General features: G+C 37.5%; 20 protein-coding genes. 10 read left to right on the top strand and 10 right to left on the bottom strand.

Annotated elements, in window-relative coordinates:
* The first annotated feature begins 523 nt into the window (after positions 1-523).
* Positions 524-1,813 carry an MFS transporter gene (locus ACFINX_RS01245; protein WP_375611247.1) on the top strand — a complete coding sequence of 430 codons (1,290 nt, stop codon included), beginning with the start codon at positions 524-526 and terminating at the stop codon, positions 1,811-1,813.
* On the opposite strand, the gene ACFINX_RS01250 is transcribed toward ACFINX_RS01245, so the two are convergent.
* Genes ACFINX_RS01250 through ACFINX_RS01260 form a run of 3 tightly spaced genes read right to left on the bottom strand, consistent with a single transcriptional unit; the run spans position 1,810 to position 2,688 of the window.
* On the bottom strand, positions 1,810-2,076 hold the full coding sequence (locus tag ACFINX_RS01250) for a hypothetical protein (RefSeq protein WP_375611246.1): 267 nt from the start codon (positions 2,074-2,076) through the stop codon (positions 1,810-1,812). The genes ACFINX_RS01245 and ACFINX_RS01250 overlap by 4 nt on opposite strands.
* The gene (locus ACFINX_RS01255) at positions 2,063-2,242 is read right to left on the bottom strand and encodes a hypothetical protein (protein WP_375611245.1); all 180 of its coding nucleotides are present in this window, start codon (positions 2,240-2,242) and stop codon (positions 2,063-2,065) included. The genes ACFINX_RS01250 and ACFINX_RS01255 overlap by 14 nt, the downstream gene beginning before the upstream one ends.
* The gene (locus ACFINX_RS01260; RefSeq protein ID WP_375649565.1) at positions 2,242-2,688 is read right to left on the bottom strand and encodes a DNA polymerase III subunit chi; all 447 of its coding nucleotides are present in this window, start codon (positions 2,686-2,688) and stop codon (positions 2,242-2,244) included. Before ACFINX_RS01260 ends, ACFINX_RS01255 begins: the two co-directional genes overlap by 1 nt.
* A gap of 396 nt (positions 2,689-3,084) precedes the next feature.
* Between ACFINX_RS01260 and lptF the strand changes: the two genes are divergently transcribed.
* The 6 genes from lptF to rsmA all read left to right on the top strand — a co-directional run bounded on the left by lptF (position 3,085) and on the right by rsmA (position 10,624).
* Positions 3,085-4,275 (top strand): LPS export ABC transporter permease LptF, encoded by a 1,191-nt coding sequence (lptF, locus tag ACFINX_RS01265; RefSeq protein WP_375649559.1) that lies wholly within the window; start codon positions 3,085-3,087, stop codon positions 4,273-4,275.
* Positions 4,272-5,363 carry an LPS export ABC transporter permease LptG gene (gene lptG, locus ACFINX_RS01270; RefSeq protein WP_375612925.1) on the top strand — a complete coding sequence of 364 codons (1,092 nt, stop codon included), beginning with the start codon at positions 4,272-4,274 and terminating at the stop codon, positions 5,361-5,363. Before lptF ends, lptG begins: the two co-directional genes overlap by 4 nt.
* Positions 5,364-7,724, top strand: coding sequence for an LPS-assembly protein LptD (locus ACFINX_RS01275; RefSeq protein ID WP_375668197.1), 2,361 nt, complete (start codon positions 5,364-5,366; stop codon positions 7,722-7,724).
* Between the two features lie 109 nt (positions 7,725-7,833).
* Positions 7,834-8,790: a SurA N-terminal domain-containing protein gene (locus tag ACFINX_RS01280; RefSeq protein ID WP_375629237.1), complete on the top strand. Its 957-nt coding sequence runs from the start codon at positions 7,834-7,836 to the stop codon at positions 8,788-8,790.
* Entirely contained in the window at positions 8,790-9,803 is a 1,014-nt protein-coding gene (gene pdxA, locus ACFINX_RS01285; RefSeq protein ID WP_375668198.1) for a 4-hydroxythreonine-4-phosphate dehydrogenase PdxA, read from the top strand. The genes ACFINX_RS01280 and pdxA overlap by 1 nt, the downstream gene beginning before the upstream one ends.
* Positions 9,794-10,624: a 16S rRNA (adenine(1518)-N(6)/adenine(1519)-N(6))-dimethyltransferase RsmA gene (rsmA, locus tag ACFINX_RS01290; RefSeq protein ID WP_375611238.1), complete on the top strand. Its 831-nt coding sequence runs from the start codon at positions 9,794-9,796 to the stop codon at positions 10,622-10,624. Before pdxA ends, rsmA begins: the two co-directional genes overlap by 10 nt.
* A gap of 29 nt (positions 10,625-10,653) precedes the next feature.
* Here rsmA and gmk read toward each other — a convergent pair whose 3' ends face one another.
* The 7 genes from gmk to ACFINX_RS01325 all read right to left on the bottom strand — a co-directional run bounded on the left by gmk (position 10,654) and on the right by ACFINX_RS01325 (position 17,062).
* Positions 10,654-11,331, bottom strand: coding sequence for a guanylate kinase (gene gmk / locus ACFINX_RS01295; protein WP_375612929.1), 678 nt, complete (start codon positions 11,329-11,331; stop codon positions 10,654-10,656).
* 298 nt (positions 11,332-11,629) lie between these two features.
* Positions 11,630-12,739 (bottom strand): endolytic transglycosylase MltG, encoded by a 1,110-nt coding sequence (mltG, locus tag ACFINX_RS01300; protein WP_375611236.1) that lies wholly within the window; start codon positions 12,737-12,739, stop codon positions 11,630-11,632.
* A 96-nt stretch (positions 12,740-12,835) separates the two neighbouring features.
* Positions 12,836-14,098 (bottom strand): beta-ketoacyl-ACP synthase II, encoded by a 1,263-nt coding sequence (gene fabF / locus ACFINX_RS01305; protein ID WP_375611235.1) that lies wholly within the window; start codon positions 14,096-14,098, stop codon positions 12,836-12,838.
* A 101-nt stretch (positions 14,099-14,199) separates the two neighbouring features.
* Positions 14,200-14,436 (bottom strand): acyl carrier protein, encoded by a 237-nt coding sequence (locus ACFINX_RS01310; RefSeq protein ID WP_004860281.1) that lies wholly within the window; start codon positions 14,434-14,436, stop codon positions 14,200-14,202.
* A gap of 260 nt (positions 14,437-14,696) precedes the next feature.
* Positions 14,697-15,434: a 3-oxoacyl-[acyl-carrier-protein] reductase gene (gene fabG, locus ACFINX_RS01315; protein WP_375668199.1), complete on the bottom strand. Its 738-nt coding sequence runs from the start codon at positions 15,432-15,434 to the stop codon at positions 14,697-14,699.
* 18 nt (positions 15,435-15,452) lie between these two features.
* Positions 15,453-16,397: an ACP S-malonyltransferase gene (gene fabD / locus ACFINX_RS01320; RefSeq protein WP_375668200.1), complete on the bottom strand. Its 945-nt coding sequence runs from the start codon at positions 16,395-16,397 to the stop codon at positions 15,453-15,455.
* A gap of 77 nt (positions 16,398-16,474) precedes the next feature.
* A complete protein-coding gene (locus ACFINX_RS01325) occupies positions 16,475-17,062 on the bottom strand; it encodes an undecaprenyl-diphosphatase (RefSeq protein ID WP_375634131.1) in 588 nt (195 codons plus the stop codon).
* Positions 17,063-17,397: 335 nt separating this feature from the next.
* Here ACFINX_RS01325 and rpsF point away from each other — a divergent pair, with 335 nt between their 5' ends.
* From rpsF to ACFINX_RS01340, 3 genes are all read left to right on the top strand, one after another.
* Positions 17,398-17,805: a 30S ribosomal protein S6 gene (rpsF, locus tag ACFINX_RS01330; protein WP_375612935.1), complete on the top strand. Its 408-nt coding sequence runs from the start codon at positions 17,398-17,400 to the stop codon at positions 17,803-17,805.
* On the top strand, positions 17,805-18,053 hold the full coding sequence (rpsR, locus tag ACFINX_RS01335) for a 30S ribosomal protein S18 (RefSeq protein ID WP_012754957.1): 249 nt from the start codon (positions 17,805-17,807) through the stop codon (positions 18,051-18,053). The genes rpsF and rpsR overlap by 1 nt, the downstream gene beginning before the upstream one ends.
* Before the next feature lie 149 nt (positions 18,054-18,202).
* On the top strand, positions 18,203-19,183 hold the full coding sequence (locus tag ACFINX_RS01340; RefSeq protein WP_375668201.1) for a hypothetical protein: 981 nt from the start codon (positions 18,203-18,205) through the stop codon (positions 19,181-19,183).
* Positions 19,184-19,195 lie beyond the last annotated feature (12 nt).

The raw sequence follows: 19,195 nt of genomic DNA on the forward strand, positions 1-19,195 counted from the left end.
TGCATAGATCAAAACAACACAACGTAATTGCTCAACCTCATGTCTTTTAAGATAGCAAAGCATTCGATGGATTAAGCTCTGACAGATCAAATATACACCATGTGTTTTAAAATGCATGCACAACTAAAAGATTTAATTTGTTTTAGATACACTTTAAAAGTGTTATAATTGCATCCATGAAAAATATTTTTAATATTTTGAGACACTAAACACTGATCTACGAATAAGATTGATTCCTTAATAGATAAAAATGGCATTAAACTTTAAAGGAAACAGCAATGTGAATGAGAGCTGCGTTTATGGCCACCTATTGCCATCTTCTACAGCATTTAAAACAGTGTCTTTATTTTATTCAATATGGATAATATATAGATCACTTATTCATACTCATCAGTCCATAATCATTGTTCTAATATATAACGAAGTGTCATAATATTGACTCGACACCGATTTGAAATTTCTATAGTTATAGTCAGTTAACTCGTCATTTGATTTGTCATATACTAAAAGGGACATTCTATTCATGTCTATAAACTCAGAAATGAAAGCTACAAGCAACAGAAACTCCCCTCGTCGGATTTTATTTGCAAGCCTTATTGGCCCAACAATTGAATTCTTTGATTTTTATGTCTTTGGCACTGCCGCAGCTCTTATATTTCCTCATGTGTTTTTTCCAACACAAAATGATCAAATTGCTATTTTACAATCTTTCCTAATATTTGGAGCAGCCTTTTTTGCCCGCCCTTTTGGATCAGTTGTTTTTGGACATTTTGGAGATAAGATTGGAAGAAAAGCAACACTTATCGCTTCTCTTCTCACAATGGGTCTTTCAACAGTCATTATTGGTTTTCTTCCTACTTATGAAATAGCTGGGTGGTTTGCCCCTTTCCTCTTAACCTTGTGCCGTATTGGACAGGGAATTGGATTAGGAGGAGAATGGGGAGGAGCTGTTTTGCTCGCTACAGAAAATGCCCCTCCAGAAAAGCGCGGCTGGTATGCAATGTTTCCCCAATTAGGCGTTTCAATAGGTTTGTTTTTATCTATTGCTGTTTATTTGGGTCTGCTGCATTTCCTTGATCGTGAAGAACTTTTAGCTTGGGGATGGCGTATTCCTTTTATTGCTTCAGTTGTTTTTATGATTATAGGATTATGGGTCCGTCTTTCAATCAATGAAACTGTTCAATTCAAAAAAACTCTTGAAAGTAAAAAACATGTCAAAGTTCCTATCATAGATGTCTTTTTAAAATGTCCACGAATCCTATTTCTTGGAATATTTTCTGGTATGGCAACTTTTGTTTTGTTTTACTTGGTTACTACATATTTGTTAAGCTATTCAACAAACCATTTGCAATTGCCATTTCATCAAGCTCTTCAAATCGAAATTGTCGGTGCTATTTTTTGTGGGATTTTTACTGTCATCACGGGAAGACTCGCTGACCGTATTAGACGTAGAACTTTGATGATTTGGATTACAATCATCACCGGTATTTATTCTTTCGCAATTCCTTATTTCTTAAATTCTGGAGTTATAGGAGTCCTTGCAATGTCTGTCATTGGCTTATCTCTCATGGGAATGATATACAGTCCTCTTGGTGCTGTTTTGGCTTCACCATACCCAACAGCAATTCGATATACCGGTTCTTCTATTACTTTCAATTTATCTGCTATTGTAGGAGCATCTCTCGCGCCTTATATTGCAGAATATCTGGTGCAACATTTCGATACATCTTATATCGGTTATTATTTGCTTCTTGCTTCTTTTATTTCACTGATTTGCTTCGTCGGATTTACAGATGATGAAATATCCAACTAAAATATAATAACGAAGAATAAAATAAGGACTGGCGGCAAAAATGCTGCCAGTTTCGTTTTTAAAGATAGGGGTTGAGGTATTTTCCACCACAATATTCCTGCAAACAAGGCACTCAAAAAGAAAAATAAAAAATCTGCAATATTGCTTATATAAGAAACAGCAAACATTTCTGATAAGATATGCGTTGTCCCCAACCATGAAACGCAAAAGAAGGCCAACATCACAGCCCATAAAACAAGCAAAATTCGATCAATAATTATCATTATGGCGTTTCGTTTTTTTAATTATAGTCCATATATTTAACATGCCTAAAAGAAAAATCACAATAAAAACCCAACGCCCTCCCCCTGAGCCTTCCGTAATAAAAAGTGCAGGATTTACTATTCCCAGTAATCCTATAAAAATCAGAACAATAGATACAAGACGCATTAAACCTGTTTTTCCCAGCGACAATCTTCAGTCTGTTGCCAATACGTTAAATTATGATTTTCCATTTTATATTTTTTCCACTGTGCACGAACGAGATTCAACTGCTCTTCACTTCTACCATCAAATATCACGACAAGCCGTTGATAAGCATCAATATCCGAACAAACAGCTCCCTCTATGAGAAAACGAATCTTTGAATCATTCGGATTTTCTTGTCCTGTCGTAAGAAATACAGGCTGAAAGTTTGGATATTGATCACACTCCGTTCCATGTCCAATAAATGATTCATCAGTATAAACCCATAAATGTATATCTATAGAATCGCGTTGTTCTTTACTCACACACTGTATTGTTACTTTACCAAAACGAGCCAATGCACGCTCCACAAGCGTCGGCAAAATACCCTTCAGCGTTGACTGCGTCAAATGATAGAATAAAATATCCAATCTCTTAAGCCTTCATCATTCTTTATAAAAAGCTAACATCTTTTTAAAAAAAATTCTATATCCCTAATACAAAGGAAACGGTTCAAGATATAAACCCTCTTTTTTGATTGAGATGCATTATCTTTTTGCACGTGTCTTTAAAAGACAAAAATTTTTATCTTCAACGTTAATAAAAAAGTTTTTTAAGTTATTTTCTAGATTCTTTGTAGACTATAGTTGAAAATAAAATATAATGTACGGAAAATTTAAAGAGGACCTCATAGGCAATTTTATATTATTTATTTGGTAAAAATATCCAATTCATGAAAGGATATTTTTTCAAACTTTATTACATTTTAACCGAAAGCAGTAAGAATATTTGCTATCGAATTAAAAACTGAGGATTTTCCCCAATTTATGCGTATTATTGAGTTCTACATCCTGAAACGTGTCCTTGTTTTGTTTAGTTCTGTCATGATTGCAGCAGTGGGCGTTAGTTGGACTATACAAATTCTTGCACGGATAAACTTTCTCACAACAAGTAAACAAACACTCCTCACAGTCTTACAATTTTCACTCTCATTGGTTCCTTCTGTTATTTTTGTTGTCATTCCGTTTGCATTAGTGATCGCAATTACAACCATCCTCTCAGCAATGCATCAAGAATCAGAACTTGCTGTCATCAATGCCTCTGGTTTTCCTAAAAGTACTGTTTGGAAACCTATCCTTCTTCTTGCTATTGTTGCATCCTGTACCTCCTTTTCTATAGCTAATTTTGTTGTTCCTCAAGCGCGTCTTCATATGCGACAAATGCTAGCAAGCGCTCATTTTGATCTTATTAATCTATTCATTAGTGAAGGGAGCTTCCAAAAACTCACCAATAACCTTTACATAGAAATTGGCGAACGAAATCCAAATGGAACACTTGAACGCCTTTTCATTGCCGACCAGCGTGATCCTAAGACTGATCTTTTTTATTATGCAACAGACGCATCCATTGTGAGCAATAAAAACGGCAGTTTTCTGGTTCTCAATAACGGTGAAATAGAAAGAGTCAATCATCAAAATAACAGTGTTTCAATCGTGCAATTTAGCTCATATACTTTTAGCCTAGGAGAGTTTATCCCCAGTGATAAAACACCTACTCTTTATCCAAAAGATCGGTCTCTTTCTTATTTACAAAACCCTGACCCAAAAGATCCCTACTATCAACGAAAACCACTCCAATATAAAGCTGAATTTCACCGCAGATTAACACAATGGCTCTACCCTATTGTTTTTTCACTTATTGCATTAGCAGCAGCAGGGGATGTACGCTCCCATCGACAAGCTCGTCATTCCGCAAATCTCTCGGCAATTGCCCTCTCTTTTCTGGTGTATTGGATAGGATATTTTTTCGCAGAAAAAGCAAAAAGCGATCTTGCATACGTTCCTCTCCTTTATATTATACCCATAGGAACAAGTGCATTTGTCTTTTTTATGCTTTTAACGAATCATAAAATTGGGCTTCCCACAAAAGTTAATGAGATACTTCAAATCGCTTTTCAAAAAATAATGAACAAATTTGAACAGCAAAAATCTCAAGATTCCTCGGATAAAATATCATGATTGGGTGGACACTTGGACGATATTTTTTTATACGGTATCTTAAAATAACTTGTTATTTCTGGGGAAGCATTTTTGTTCTTGCTCTTTTAATCGATTTCACAGAGAATTCTGGTAGGCTATCTTCCCTTCCGCATTATACAGCAAAAGATGCATTTTTCCTCTCTGCTTTACGCATCCCTTTTATCATGCAACAACTTATCCCTTTCATTGCACTCTTTTCTGCAATGGCAACGCTTATCTCGCTCAACAAAAAACTTGAACTTGTAGTGACTCGTTCAATCGGTGTTTCTGCATGGCAATTTCTTATGCCAGCTTGTTTTGGAGCTTTTCTTTTGGGATTATTTTCAATTCTTCTCATTAATCCACTTGCTGCATGGGGATTTTCTCAAGCAGAAAAAAAGATGACTGAATGGCGCAATCACAATGTACTAACACCTCTTCACAATACAAGTATCCACTGGTTAACACAACGTACAAATTTAGGCAGAACAACCATTGGTGCCAAATCTATCACCGATCAAGGACTTTCTCTTCTCGATGCCACCTTTGTACAATACAATGACAACGCAACCGTCAAAAATTGGATTAACGCCCCAAAAGCAACCTTGACTAATGGATTTTGGCTATTAACAAATGGAACAATCTATAAAATAGGGCATCCTCCTGAAAAATTTACCGTGTTGCAAATAAAAACCAATCTAAAACCTGAATTTTTAACGGAACGTTTAGTGAATCCCGCAACTATTCCATTTTACCAATTGCCAAAAAAAATTATGATTGCACGTTCATTTGGCTATTCTGCTAATAATTTTGATATGTATTTTCAATCTTTGATTGCATTACCGGCATTGCTTGTGGCAATGACCCTCATTGCAGCAACTGTATCTTTAAATTTTACACGTTTTGGGCAATCTAGAATGTTGATTCTTGGTGGCGTAATAGCTGGGTTTATGCTTTATGTTATTTCCGTACTTGTTCAAGCTTTCGGTAATGCTGGATATATTCCACCAATTATTGCAGCTTGGACACCCGTTGTTATTGCGTTATTCTTAGGAATCTCTTTTTTACTTCATAAAGAGGATGGCTAAGTGAAAGCATTAACACTTAAAAAAACTATTTTAACAAAATTAAGTGCTCTCGCTTTTAAAAGTGTTGTGGGGGTTATTTTAGGAAGTGCTTTGTCTTATTGTGCGCACGCTCAAAGCCTTCAATCTCCTTCTCAAAGTCGCATTCAAAATCTGGAACCTCCTCTTTTGCTCTCTGCGGATGAACTCATCTACAATCGTGATGAAAACACTGTTTCTGCACACGGTAATGTCCAAATCGAATATGATGGCAATAAAGTTGTCGCTCAAAAAATTATTTACAATCAAAAAACAGGACGGCTTATAGCACAAGGGAACGTTGAAATTACTCAAAAGGATGGTAATAAAATTTATTCCAACCAAATTGATATGACCAAAGATCTTGGCGAGGGTTTTGTAAACGCCCTACGTATTGATACAGCCAACAATGTTCACTTTTCAGCCCAAAATGCTACACGCAAACACAATCACATAACAGTCTTTGAAAATGCAACCTATACAGCCTGTGAACCTTGCTCTTATAAACCAGATAGAGACGTCCTATGGAAAATTAAAGCAAGAAAGATCATATGGAATAATAGCGTCAAAAAAATTCGGTTTGAAAATAGCAGTTTTGAAGTTTTTGGTGTACCGATTATAAAATTTCCAAATTTTGAGATCTATGATCCAACGGTCAGGCGTGCTAGCGGTCTGCTTACTCCTCATTTTTTTTATACTGATTATCTCGGTATGGGGATAAAGAATTCTTATTTCTGGAATCTCGCCCCCCATTATGATTTTACCCTTTCTTCTACGGTTTATACCCAACAAGGGCTTTTAACCGAAGGGGAATGGCGTCAGCGTTTAAAAACGGGACGTTATAACATTCGCTTTGCTCATATATATCAAATGAAACCGCATAGATTTGATAATGATACGATTGATGCCCAACATAAAAACCGTTATATGCTGGCGACAAAGGGGGATTTTCGTATTAATTCACACTGGACTTATGGATGGGATATTCTTGCACAATCAGATCGGCATTTTAGTCGTGCCTATAAACTTGAAAACTATAACAATCCTACACAACTTTCTCAGATCTATCTGAATGGTCTTGCAGGAAAAAATTATTTTGATATGCGTTTTTATCATTTTAAAGTTCAAGATTCAATATTGAATGATCCTCATTATGAACGTCACTCTCGGCAAGCGTGGGTCTTACCACGCATCGATTATTTTTTCACACCAGATGAACCCATTTATAATGGAGAGCTTACCTTCCATAGTAATATGCAATCAGTTTATCGTCGCCATGCTGACTTCAGTTCACCCGACCAGAACGGAAACCCTCTCAACACAGTAAAACTTTCTGGTATGGCTGGAAATAGTTTGCGTTTAACAAACGAGCTTCAGTGGAAAAAGCGCTTCAACACGCACAACGGACTCATCTTAACCCCTCTTCTCTCTCTACGAGCTGATATCATTACAACCAATGCAAGCGAAAATCACACAGATTTTATAGAAAACAATACCTTATCCGCAATTCATGGTTCAGCAATTCGTGGCATGGCAACAGCAGGGTTGGAACTACGCTATCCCTTCCTCATTACAGCTGATCATTCTACACATATTATAGAACCAACTGCACAAATTTTTATACGCAATAATGAACAATATATTGGACAAATTCCTAATGAAGATGCTCAAAGCTTTGTCTTTGATGCAACCACTCTCTTTCAACGAGACAAATTTTCTGGTTATGATCGTGTAGAAGGTGGTACAAGAGCCAATATAGGTATAAGATATTCTGGAAGCCTTAATGATAATTGGTCTCTTTATGGTCTCATTGGACAATCCTTTCATCTAGCAGGAAAGAATTCTTTTGCAGAAAAGGACTTTATCAATGTCGGTACTCATTCTAGCTTAGAGGCAAAACGTTCAGACTATGTTGCAATGTTTGGTACAACCCATAAAAGTGGTTTTTCCTTAGAAACGCGTGGACGCTTTGATAAAAAAACAGGAAAAATCCGCCGTAGTGAAATCGAAGCATCACAAAAATGGCAAAATTTTTGGGCGGCTCTACAATATGCCTATATCGCAAAGCAACCAGATTATGAATATTCTCAAGAGCGCCAAGAAATTTCTTTTCAAACAGGACTTAAATTGGCAGATTATTGGTCCATTAATAGCAACGCCGGTTATGATTTAGTATCTGGTACATTTATAAAGCGAGGAATTAGCTTGAGTTATATGGATGAATGTTTCGGGTTAACATTCGGTTATCAACAGGTAACGAATCCAGGCAGGAAAGCACCCTTGCAAAACTTTAATTTCTCTCTTTCATTGCGTACGATTGCAGATATCGGAAAAAAGATAGATTAATTTATAAAGGGAATGTATCAGTCATTTAACTTATCATTGTTTTTATGAAAGAAAGCGTGTATTTTAAGTTGTTGATGAGAATTAATAAACAATGCGAAAGCCTATTTACATGAATAAATTGAAAAAGCGTTTTCTTGCTTTATTTTATATTGCATCTTTGAGCGTAAGTAGCCTGCTAATAAATGGATTTTTGATTCCGACAGTCTTTGCGCAGACTTCTATTGTTGTTACAGTTAATGGCAACCCCATCACAAATTATGATATACAAAGACGCCTTGCTTTTCTCAGGCTACAACAAAAGCAAGGCAATTTGGTGGCACAGGCTAAAAAAGAGCTTATTGATGAAAAGCTAAAAAATATTGAAATAAAACGTCGTAATATTGAAGTAAGCAATGATGAAGTTGATAGAGCTTTTGAGAATTTTGCGACACAAAATAATATGACGATTGATCAGCTCAACCAGATTCTGATCCAAACTGAGATCACAGTGCAACACTTTAAAGATTACATCCGTGGACAAATAGGATGGGGGCGTCTTGTTAGCGCACGCTATCAAGCTGAAACAGGTATGATTAGCGAACAAGAAGCTGTACGCAGAATATTAAAAAATGGTGGTGTAAAACCTTCAACCAACGAATATACATTACAGCGAATTGTTTTTGTCATTCCTGCACATCGTCGTTCAGAGATCTTTGAAAGACGTCAAAGAGAAGCAAGTAATTTTCGCGCACATTTCCGTGGATGTGCCAATGCTCACAATCAAGCAAGAGGTATTTTAGACGTTACTATCCGCCACTTAGGAAAGTTTCTGGAGCCACAACTTCCTAATGCATGGGAACAAGCTATTCTTGAAACGCCTGCTGGAAAAATGACAAAATTACAAGAAACATCTGATGGAATCGAAGCAATTGCTGTCTGCAAAATAAAAAGAGTTTCTGATGATTATGTCGCTCGACTGATATTTTCTCTTCAAGATAGTAAAAAAAGAAGCCCGCAAAAACTTGAAGAATTAAGCGACAAATATTTAGAAGAACTGCGCCGAGTGGCACGCATTCAAAATTCATAATGGCTGCTCTTATTGTTAGCGGTGGTGATCCTGCCGGAATTGGTCCTGAAATAGTACTAAAAGCGTGGAATTTGCGTGTTACGCGCCAAATTCCACCTTTTGTACTTCTTGCTGATCCAGATGTTATTCGTTCGCGCGCTCGTTTTTTACAGATTGATGTTGAGGTGCAATCTGTTTTAATCAATAATCCTGCAAAAAATTTTCAAAGCGCTCTTCCTATCATACCGTTAAAAAACAAACAAAGTGATCAATTAGGTATACCTTCATCGAAAAATACAGCTGGAATTATTGAAGCAATTAAACGCTGTGTTCAATTGATTCAAAATGGCCATGCATGTGCACTTATCACTTGTCCTATTGCAAAAAAGAGTCTTTATGATGCCGGTTTTCAATTTCCAGGTCATACAGAATTTTTAGCCGATTTAGCCCATAAAGCTTTTCATAAATGTTATCATCCAGTTATGATGTTAGCAGGACCTCGATTAAAAACAGTACCAATAACTGTTCATATTCCATTTAAAAATGTTCCTTCACAGCTTACCCGTGATTTAATTATTCAAACGGTACTTATTACTGAATATGACTTAAAAACAAGGTTTAAAATAACATCACCCCGACTAGCTGTTGCTGGTCTTAATCCTCATGCTGGAGAAGGAGGTGCAATGGGAAAAGAAGATATTGAAATTATCACTCCTGCTATTGAATATCTTAAAAAGAAAGGACTCAATATTGCAGGCCCGCTGCCTGCCGACACAATGTTCCATGAATGCGCAAGAAAAGCATATGACGTTGCCATTTGTATGTATCATGATCAAGCCCTTATCCCTGTTAAGACATTAGACTTTGATAGCACTGTTAATGTCACGTTAGGTCTACCTTTTATTCGCACGTCTCCAGATCACGGGACTGCTTTTGACATTGCTGATAAAGGGATAGCCTCTCCCGAAAGCTTTATTGCTGCTCTTAAACTTGCAAATCAACTTGCAAAAAATAGTTTAAACCCATGCCAATAGATAATCTCCCTCCTCTGCGTGAGGTCATTGATATATATGGATTACAAGCGCATAAATCTTTGGGGCAGAATTTTCTTTTTGATCTTAATTTAACATCTAAAATTGCTCATCAAGCAGGCAATATAGAAGGAAAACCTGTTCTTGAAATTGGTCCTGGTCCTGGAGGTCTCACACGTGCCTTGCTAGCAAAGGGTGCCATTGTAACAGCAATAGAACGCGATGAGCGCTGCATACCGGCTCTCTTAGAAATAGAAAAACACTATCCTAAAAAATTAAAAGTTATTTGTAATGATGCACTGAAGCAAGATTTCTCAAAACTCTTTGAAACAAGCCCTGTAAAACCGCGCATTATTGCAAATCTTCCCTATAATATTGGGACACAACTCTTATTAAATTGGCTTTTGACTGAACCATGGCCTCCTTTTTATGAATCAATGACATTGATGTTTCAACGTGAAGTTGCCAAACGGATTACAGCTAAACCTCAATCTACTCATTATGGACGTCTTAGTGTCTTAACTGGCTGGCGTACCACTGCTAAAATTGCTTTTGATGTCCCCCCTCAAGCCTTCATACCAATACCTAAAGTAACGTCTTCCGTTGTTCATATTATTCCGCGAATACAACCTCTTTCCTGCTCTGCACAAAAACTAAGCCTCGTCACAAAAACCGCCTTTGGGCAAAGACGAAAAATGCTTCGTCAAAATCTCAAAATACTTGGAGGTGAAGAGCTATTAGAAAAAGCTGGAATTGATGGAACGCGCCGTGCTGAAACGCTCTCGATTTCTGAATTTGTAACTTTAGCGCATCTAGTGCTCTAAAAAATGCACTTTGTGTTATAAAACCTTTTTTAATCACAACATTTATCGATTTTTTCAGCAATAAGCCCATCAACAAAAGAGCCAAGATAAGAACAACGCTCACGTTTTACGGTTTCAGCTAAATAAATTGATTTAATAAAAGATAAAGACTGATCTAAATCTTCGTTAATCACAACATAATCATAAGAAAGCCAATGCTTTAACTCCGTTCGTGCATTTTCCAATCGCAAATTGACAGTATCTTGACTATCTTCTGCTCGACGATGTAAACGCGAAACAAGCTCTTTCATTGATGGTGGAAGAATAAAAACAGATACAGTGTCTCCTAGCATCTTTTTTTGCAGCTGCTCGGTACCTTGATAATCAATATCAAATAACATATCTTGGCCAGCATTCAATGCGCTTTCAACAGTTTCACGTAAAGTGCCATAATAATTTCCGTGAACTTCTGCCCACTCAATAAATTCATCCCTATCACGCTTATATTCAAACTCTTCCTTTGAAATAAAGTAATAATGCAGCCCATCTACTTCACTAGGACGCCTTTTCCTTGTGGTCATACTTACGGAAAGCTCTAATTGTCCCTCTTTTAGAAGTAATCGAGAAATTGTTGATTTACCAGCACCTGAAGGCGAAGAAAGAATAAATAAAAAACCGCGGCGTTGATTTATTTTTATAGCACTCAATTTACTTTCAAAGACTGTCATTACATCACTCTACTTTGTTCATAAATGTTTCTCCAAAATTTGAATTATACATTATCTCAACCTCTCCCCTAATCAATGTGTTTTCTTAGCAATTCTCAATGTTATTTTGCTCTTTTTTGAGATAAGGTATTAGCAGTATATTCACTTTTTTCTTAAATATTTTTATCCATACGCCAACCCACTTGTGACAGACAAGAAAATGATTTTTTATCATTCTCATAAAAAATTTAAATAGAAAAATTTTACTATATTTGGGATTCTCATTTACGATGCAAAAAGATGTGTTATCACTATAAATTCAATGTTTTGCCTTTAATTCTCGCCACTTGCGAACATTCATATTATGTTCCTCTAAAGTTCGAGAAAAAACATGCCCTCCTGAACCATCAGCAACAAAATAAAGTGCATCACTGCTTGGTGGATGTGCCACCGCTTTTAAAGAATCTCGACCTGGATTTGCAATAGCCGTTGGGGGCAAACCATTAATTTTATAAGTATTATATGGTGTTTCCTTCTCAAGATCTGAACGATAAATTGCACGACCGGATGGTTTTCCTTTTCCTCCGAAGAGACCATAAATTACTGTTGGATCCGATTGAAGACGCATATGCTTTGTAAGGCGGTTATAAAATACCGCAGCAACCATTGGTCTTTCTGCTGCAATTCCCGTTTCTTTCTCAACAATTGAGGCTAATATAACAAATTCATCAATTGATTTAATGGGTAAATCAGGTGAACGCGTAGCCCATATAGCATGAATTAATTTTGTCTGTCCTTCACGCAACCTGTTTACAATCTCTTTACGCGTTGTTCCCCGAATAAAACGAACAGTATCCGTCATTAAATAACCTTCTGGAGGCAAAATTTTTGGAAGGTCTCCAATCAAAATTTCATTCGCAGCTAATCGATCGAAAACTTGCTGAACCGTTAAACCTTCAGGTACTGTAAATGTATACTCTATAGATTTTCCTTTCACAAGAATATCCATAATATCCTGCATCGAAGCATGAGCTGGAATTAAATATTCACCAGCCTTCAGATGCGTTGTTTTTTGGTGATAACCAACCCCATAAACAAAAATATCTGATGATCGAATGAAACCACGTTTTTCTAGCAATGAAGCAATTTCACGAATTCCGGTACCAGGATGGATAAGAACAATTTGTTCTTCCTCAATTTTTCCCTTTTCTTCAAAAATACTTTTTCCAATATAAAGAGGAATACTTATGGCAAAAAGAATAATCACAATCAGCATAAGAAAAAAATGACCGAGAATGACCAACGGATTACGGACGATAGATGATTTCTTTCGTTTTTTATGTATTAACATGTCATAACTATCTGCTAAATGATTCGAAGAGGAATCACTTACGTCCTTTAATGATTTTCCATTTTTCACATCGGACATAACCCCTCAATAGCGATTAAGGATAATATTATAATTTCTTATTCACCTTATAATAAAGTAGAAAACTCAAAAGCAAAAATTAAATAAAAATACTTATTATCCCCTAAAACGTCGCATCACCAACGATGCATTTGTCCCACCAAATCCAAAAGAATTAGAAAGAATCGTATCAATCTTTCGTTCACGCGGTTTGTGTGGTACAAGATCGATTTTCGTTTCAATCGATGGATTGTCAAGATTAAGTGTCGCTGGGGCTATATTATCCCGTATAGCTAAAATAGAAAAAATAGCCTCAGCAGCACCGGCTGCACCAAGTAAATGCCCGATAGATGATTTCGTTGATGACATAGAAACTTGTGGTGCATAACTCCCTAAAACACGCTCAACAGCCGCTAGCTCTATGGAATCAGCCATCGTAGATGTACCATGAGCATTAATATAATCAAGTTCACTTACATTCACTTGTGCACGCTTAAGAGCAGCTATCATACTACGCTGAGCCCCTTCACCACTTTCTGAAGGCGCTGTAATGTGGTAAGCGTCACCAGATAAACCATAGCCAATAACCTCAGCATAAATACGCGCTCCTCGTTTTTTGGCATGTTCCAGCTCTTCTAAAACAACAACAGCTGCTCCTTCCCCCATCACAAAACCATCACGATCAATATCATAAGGACGTGACGCCCGTTCAGGATCATCATTGCGACAAGTAGAAAGAGCTCTACAAGCTGCAAAACCTGCAAGAGATATCCGATTTATCGGAGATTCAGTCCCCCCTGCCACCATGACATCTGCATCACCAAACATAATCAAACGTGCCGCATCACCAATTGCATGCGCCCCTGTTGAACAAGCCGTTACAACAGAATGATTAGGCCCCCGTAAACCATATTGAATAGACACATAACCAGAAGCAAGATTAATCAAACGACCTGGAATAAAAAAAGGAGAAACACGACGTGGGCCCTTATCACGAAGCGTATAACCAGCTTCAACAATACCCTCAACTCCCCCAATTCCCGAACCAATTAACACGCCTGTACAAATCTGATCTTCATCACTCTTAGGAAACCATTCGGCATCTGCAAGCGCTTGGTTAGCAGCAGCCATTGCATAAACAATAAATGCATCAACTTTACGTTGCTCTTTAGGTTCCATATACAAATCAGCATTATAAGTCCCCTCTGTTCCATCCCCTAAGGGGATACGCGCAGCAATCTGGCATGGCAAATCTGACACATCAAACTCAGTGATACGTCGGACACCACTTCTTCCTTCAAGAAGTCGTTTCCAACTATATTCAGTATTACCAGCTAATGGAGATACCAACCCTAAACCAGTAACAACAACACGTCTCATAACTTCTAACCTTGAACTAAACTTCACCTCTCAAAGCTCTCTTTTCAAAAGAGCTCCGAAGAATATAGGCAAAAGCAATTTATGCCTTTGCCCTTTAGTAATCACGCAGAAGCTTTATCAATGAACTTGACTGCATCGCCAACTGTAAAAATCGTTTCAGCAGCTTCATCTGGAATTTCTACCCCAAACTCTTCTTCAAAAGCCATAACGAGTTCAACCGTATCAAGGCTATCAGCCCCTAGATCATCGATAAAGCTTGCATTTTCTACAACTTTATCAGCATTAACCCCAAGATGTTCCACGATAATTTTCTTAACGCGCTCTACTGTGTCACTCATGTTGAAATCCTCGAATTTATATTTCCTATAATTTGGTTAACTATATCGGTTCATCTAATCAAGCAATAGATGCATTACTTTAAAAGATTTTAGTAATGATTTAAAACATCCTGTGGATATCCCCTACAAAATGAACCAATCTGACATTCCGACATCAATTGATCAACGACCATATTAAAGAAATAGATGCATCTATCCATTTCAATCGTTACTATCTAAAATAATACAACTCATAAATCAATGTGGAATAAAATAAATACTCAAATCATTGCCATTCCACCATTGATATGGAGTGTTTGACCTGTCGTATAGGCTGCTTCATCGCTTGCTAAATAAACAGCAGTAGCGGCTATTTCTTGCCCACTTCCCATACGTTTCATCGGAATCGCAGCCATAATGGCTTCTTTTTGCTTTTCATTAAGCTTGTCTGTCATTGCGGATTTAATAAATCCTGGAGCAATACAATTGACAGTGATGTTTCGCGAAGCAATTTCTTGTGCCAATGCTTTAGAAAAACCTATCAAGCCTGCTTTTGCAGCACAATAATTCGTTTGTCCAGGGTTTCCCACAACACCAACAACAGATGTAATGTTAATAACCCTTCCATAACGGCGGCGCATCATAGAATGTATTAATTCACGCGTCAAAAGAGAAGCAGCTGTTAGGTTAACTTCTAAAACATCATCCCAGTCTTTATCTTGCATACGCACAAAAAGACCATCCCTAGTGATTCCCGCATTGTTAACCAAAATATCGACGCCATCCATTTTTCTCTCTGCAACTTCAGCCAATTGTTTAACCGATTGGCGTTCAGAAAGATTAGCGGGAAATACAAAAACATTCTGCCCTAATTCTGCCGCCACTTCTCTGAGCTTTTCTTCACGTGTTCCATGAAGTCCAACAATGGCTCCTTGTGCATGAAAGCAGCGTGCAATTGCCTCACCAATTCCTCCTGATGCCCCCGTTATAAGAGCTTTACGCCCTGTTAATTTAAACATTTTTAAACTCCTTATAGATTAAACGCCAAGCATACCTAGCGCTGATTCTATTTCATCAACTGTTCCAATAGTTACCCCTTTTATATCCTTGTTAATACGACGCGTTAAACCTGTTAATACTTTTCCAGAACCAACTTCAAAAAGCGTATCAACCCCATTAGCCCCGATCCATTCTATTGTTTCACGCCACCTCACCCTCCCCGTCACTTGTTGGACAAGAAGAGAAGCAATACGTTCTGGATCCTTTTCTGGTGTAACAGAAACATTGGCAATTAAAGGAACAATAGGTTCCATTTTATTAACAGTCAAAAGCGCTTTCTTCATGGCATCAGCAGCAGGCTGCATTAAAGACGAATGAAAAGGTGCAGAAACTGGAAGAAGAAGTGCACGTTTTGCACCTTTTGTTGATGCAATCTCTACCGCTGCCTCAACTGCTTTTGCTTTACCGGAAATAACAATTTGCCCACCACCATTATCATTAGCAATCTGACATAGTCCTTCTCCAGAAACAGTTTCACAAATTTCTTCCACAATGTGCTCTTCTAAACCAATTAATGCAGCCATAGAACCTTCACCAACCGCGACAGCAGCCTGCATAGCATTGCCACGAATACGCAAAAGTCTTGCCGTATCTGTGAGAGTAAATGTACCAGCAGCACAAAGAGCCGAATATTCGCCTAAAGAATGACCAGCAACAAACCTTACCTTTTCTTCTATACGAAGCCCTAATTGTTTCATCACACGAATGACAGCCATAGATACAGCCATTAATGCCGGTTGTGCATTTGTTGTTAACGTTAAAACATCTGCTGGTCCTTCAAAAATGATCTTTGATAATTTCTCACCCAAAGCATCATCAACTTCCTCGAAAACCATCCGTGCGACAATAAATTGCTCTGCAAGCGCTTTCCCCATACCAACAAGTTGACTCCCCTGCCCTGGAAAAATAAAAGCTGCACCCATTTATCAACTCCTAAAACTGTACAATTAAATTATTTTCTTTTGACCTTATTCATCCGCACAAATCAAGATAAAGCCCTTTATTTAAAACGAATACCACACTTAAAATTATATTTTAAAGGCGGAATTTGATATAAAAACTTAGGGAAATAGGGTGCTATAAACTGAATAATACCCAAACTTATGAGACTTCCTAAAAGTGCACCTGCTAAAATATCAAAGGGATAATGTACACCCACAAAGATGCGCGCCCAACAGATTAAGCATAAAAACACTACGGCAAATTTAAAAGTAACTTTGTATCGGTAAAAATAAAAATTAGCTGCATAAGATGCAATGGTCAAGGCATGATTACTAGGAAAAGAAGCTGTTGCACGATGTTGAATAAGCGGTGTCGTCAGCCCTACCACGAATGGGCGAGGATGAAAATAAAAAAGAGAAATGAGATAACCTATGAAAAGAGATGCACAAATACTCATGCAAATGCTTAGCACAACACACCGCTCCCTCTCCCCACCACAAAACCACAACGCACAAAGATGGAGAGGAATAATATAAATTAAAAACTTTGCACAAAAAATACTAAACAAAACTACAATCGACCAAGCTTGATGATTGCCGACAAACATTTCAAAGAGTGTAACATCAATCTGGTTTAAAAAGTCCATTTTTCCCTCCTTTGCCTTTATATTACAGTATTATCTTTTTGTAGAAGAAGGAAATATATCAAGATTTAACAAATCAATTTTTTTATGTGCATAAACTTGCTATTTTAAAAGATAACCTGTAGATATGAAATATTCGTTGCCGGCACTTTAGCTGGAGGTTGAACGGAGGGCTGTAAAATATCAGTAGGAAATACAATGTTTCCGGCCTCCCGTATCTCCGCTCTGAGATGTCTCGAATTGTAAACGCGTCCTTTCTTCTTTGGATTTCCAAAAAAGACAAGTCGCAGAGGCTTTGCGCTAAAACCGGTGAAATTTAATTGAAGAAAGGCAAAACAATGGCTCTTTATGAACATATGTTCCTTGCCCGACAAGACATTGCACCGCAGCAAGTTGATGAACTTTTGAGTCTCTACAAAGGTGTCATTGAAGCGCATGGTGGAAAAGTTGGGCGTATAGAAAATTGGGGACTTCGTCCTCTTGCTTACCGTATTCGTAAAAACCGTAAAGCTTATTATGTCTTAGTCAATATTGATGCACCAGCTTCAGCAATTGCTGAAGTGGAGCGTCAGATGCGCATCAATGAGGATATTTTGCGTTATATGACCATTCGCGTAGAAAAACACGAAAAAGAAAAATCTGCTATGCTCTCACACCTTGATCGCAATAGTCACATTGGACATGATGAAGAGCGTCCTCGTTTTCCACGTCGTCAACGTGAAAATACTATAGAAGGGGTAGAATAATGACTGATACTAATCAAAACTCTGCACGTCGCCCCTTTCATCGTCGTCGTAAAACGTGTCCTTTTTCAGGGACCAATGCTCCCAAAATTGATTATAAAGACATCAAGTTGTTACAACGTTATATTTCCGAACGTGGGAAAATTGTTCCTTCACGGATTACTGCTGTTAGTCAGAAAAAACAGCGTGAATTAGCTAATGCTATCAAACGTGCTCGCTTTTTAGGCTTACTTCCGTACGTTATAAAGTAAGCAATCAATACGCTATGCAACTGGAGAGTTTCTCCAGTTGCATTTCTTATATGGTTAAAAAATAGCTTGTTGTATCCTATGTTAAGCTATTAAATGTCAAAGTTGGGGTATTGACACACCTCTAACTGCAGAAAGCAGGACAGCAATAAATGAAAAAAAATCGTACTTATGAGATATTAACCGGTATTTTGGCAGGATTATTTGCTGTTGTGATAGGACTGGCAATCATCAGTGTTGCAAATATCGCGCCCTTTTTTTCTCTTCTTCTTGGCTGCTTTCTTTCATTGCCAATTTTTATTGTTGCGTTCGGTCAAGGAACATTAGCCAGTCTCATCGCCCTCATAAGTGCCACTGTTGTTCTTATCATAACCACTAATACCTATATTGCTCTTGGCTTTATGTTCTTATTTTTCCTTCCTGCTGTCTATGCTTCTTGGCTTCTTGGGCTTGCACGACCAGCGCAAAAAGAAAACGAACTGATATGGTATCCATTATCATCGGTTATTTTTCATTTAACTAATTTTATCGCTCTTATAGCAACTTTCATTGGGCTCTATGTTCAAACACGTCCTTCCACACCCATCGTTGCAAAAAAAATCACCGAAAACATAGCACAAACTCTGCAACAAACACAGTCAATAAAAGAAGCCGATATACGCGCTTTTAGTGAGCTTTTAATGACGCATACAGCAACTTTTACTGCTTTTTCTTTGACTATTTATAGTTTGGTTTTTCTCATTGGTAACCTTTACTTTTCCATGATAGCAGCACAACATATGAAATGGCTGAAAAGACCCCGTGATGATTGGAGCGAAACTCTCCGCCTTCCCATTTCTGGAATTGTTATTTTCATTATTGTTTGCATAGCATCGATGGTTGAGCTGAGCGCTTCTCTTAACTTGAGTACCCGTGTCTTTAGTACTGCATACATTGTCATCATATTAATTAGCGGTCTAGCATATCTTCACAATATTACAAAAGGGGTAAACGGTCGGATTATTATACTTTCTCTTGTTTATATTGCTATTTTAACAGTCGTTTTTACTCCACCTATTGTTTTCATGATGCTTTTGATGGGAATTTGGGCTGCTATTCAATACAATTTTCAATCACGCAAAAAACTCCACTAAATTTATTTGTTC

Origin of the sequence: Bartonella sp. AP36NXGY (assembly GCF_042195865.1) — a bacterium.
Taxonomy (GTDB): domain Bacteria; phylum Pseudomonadota; class Alphaproteobacteria; order Rhizobiales; family Rhizobiaceae; genus Bartonella.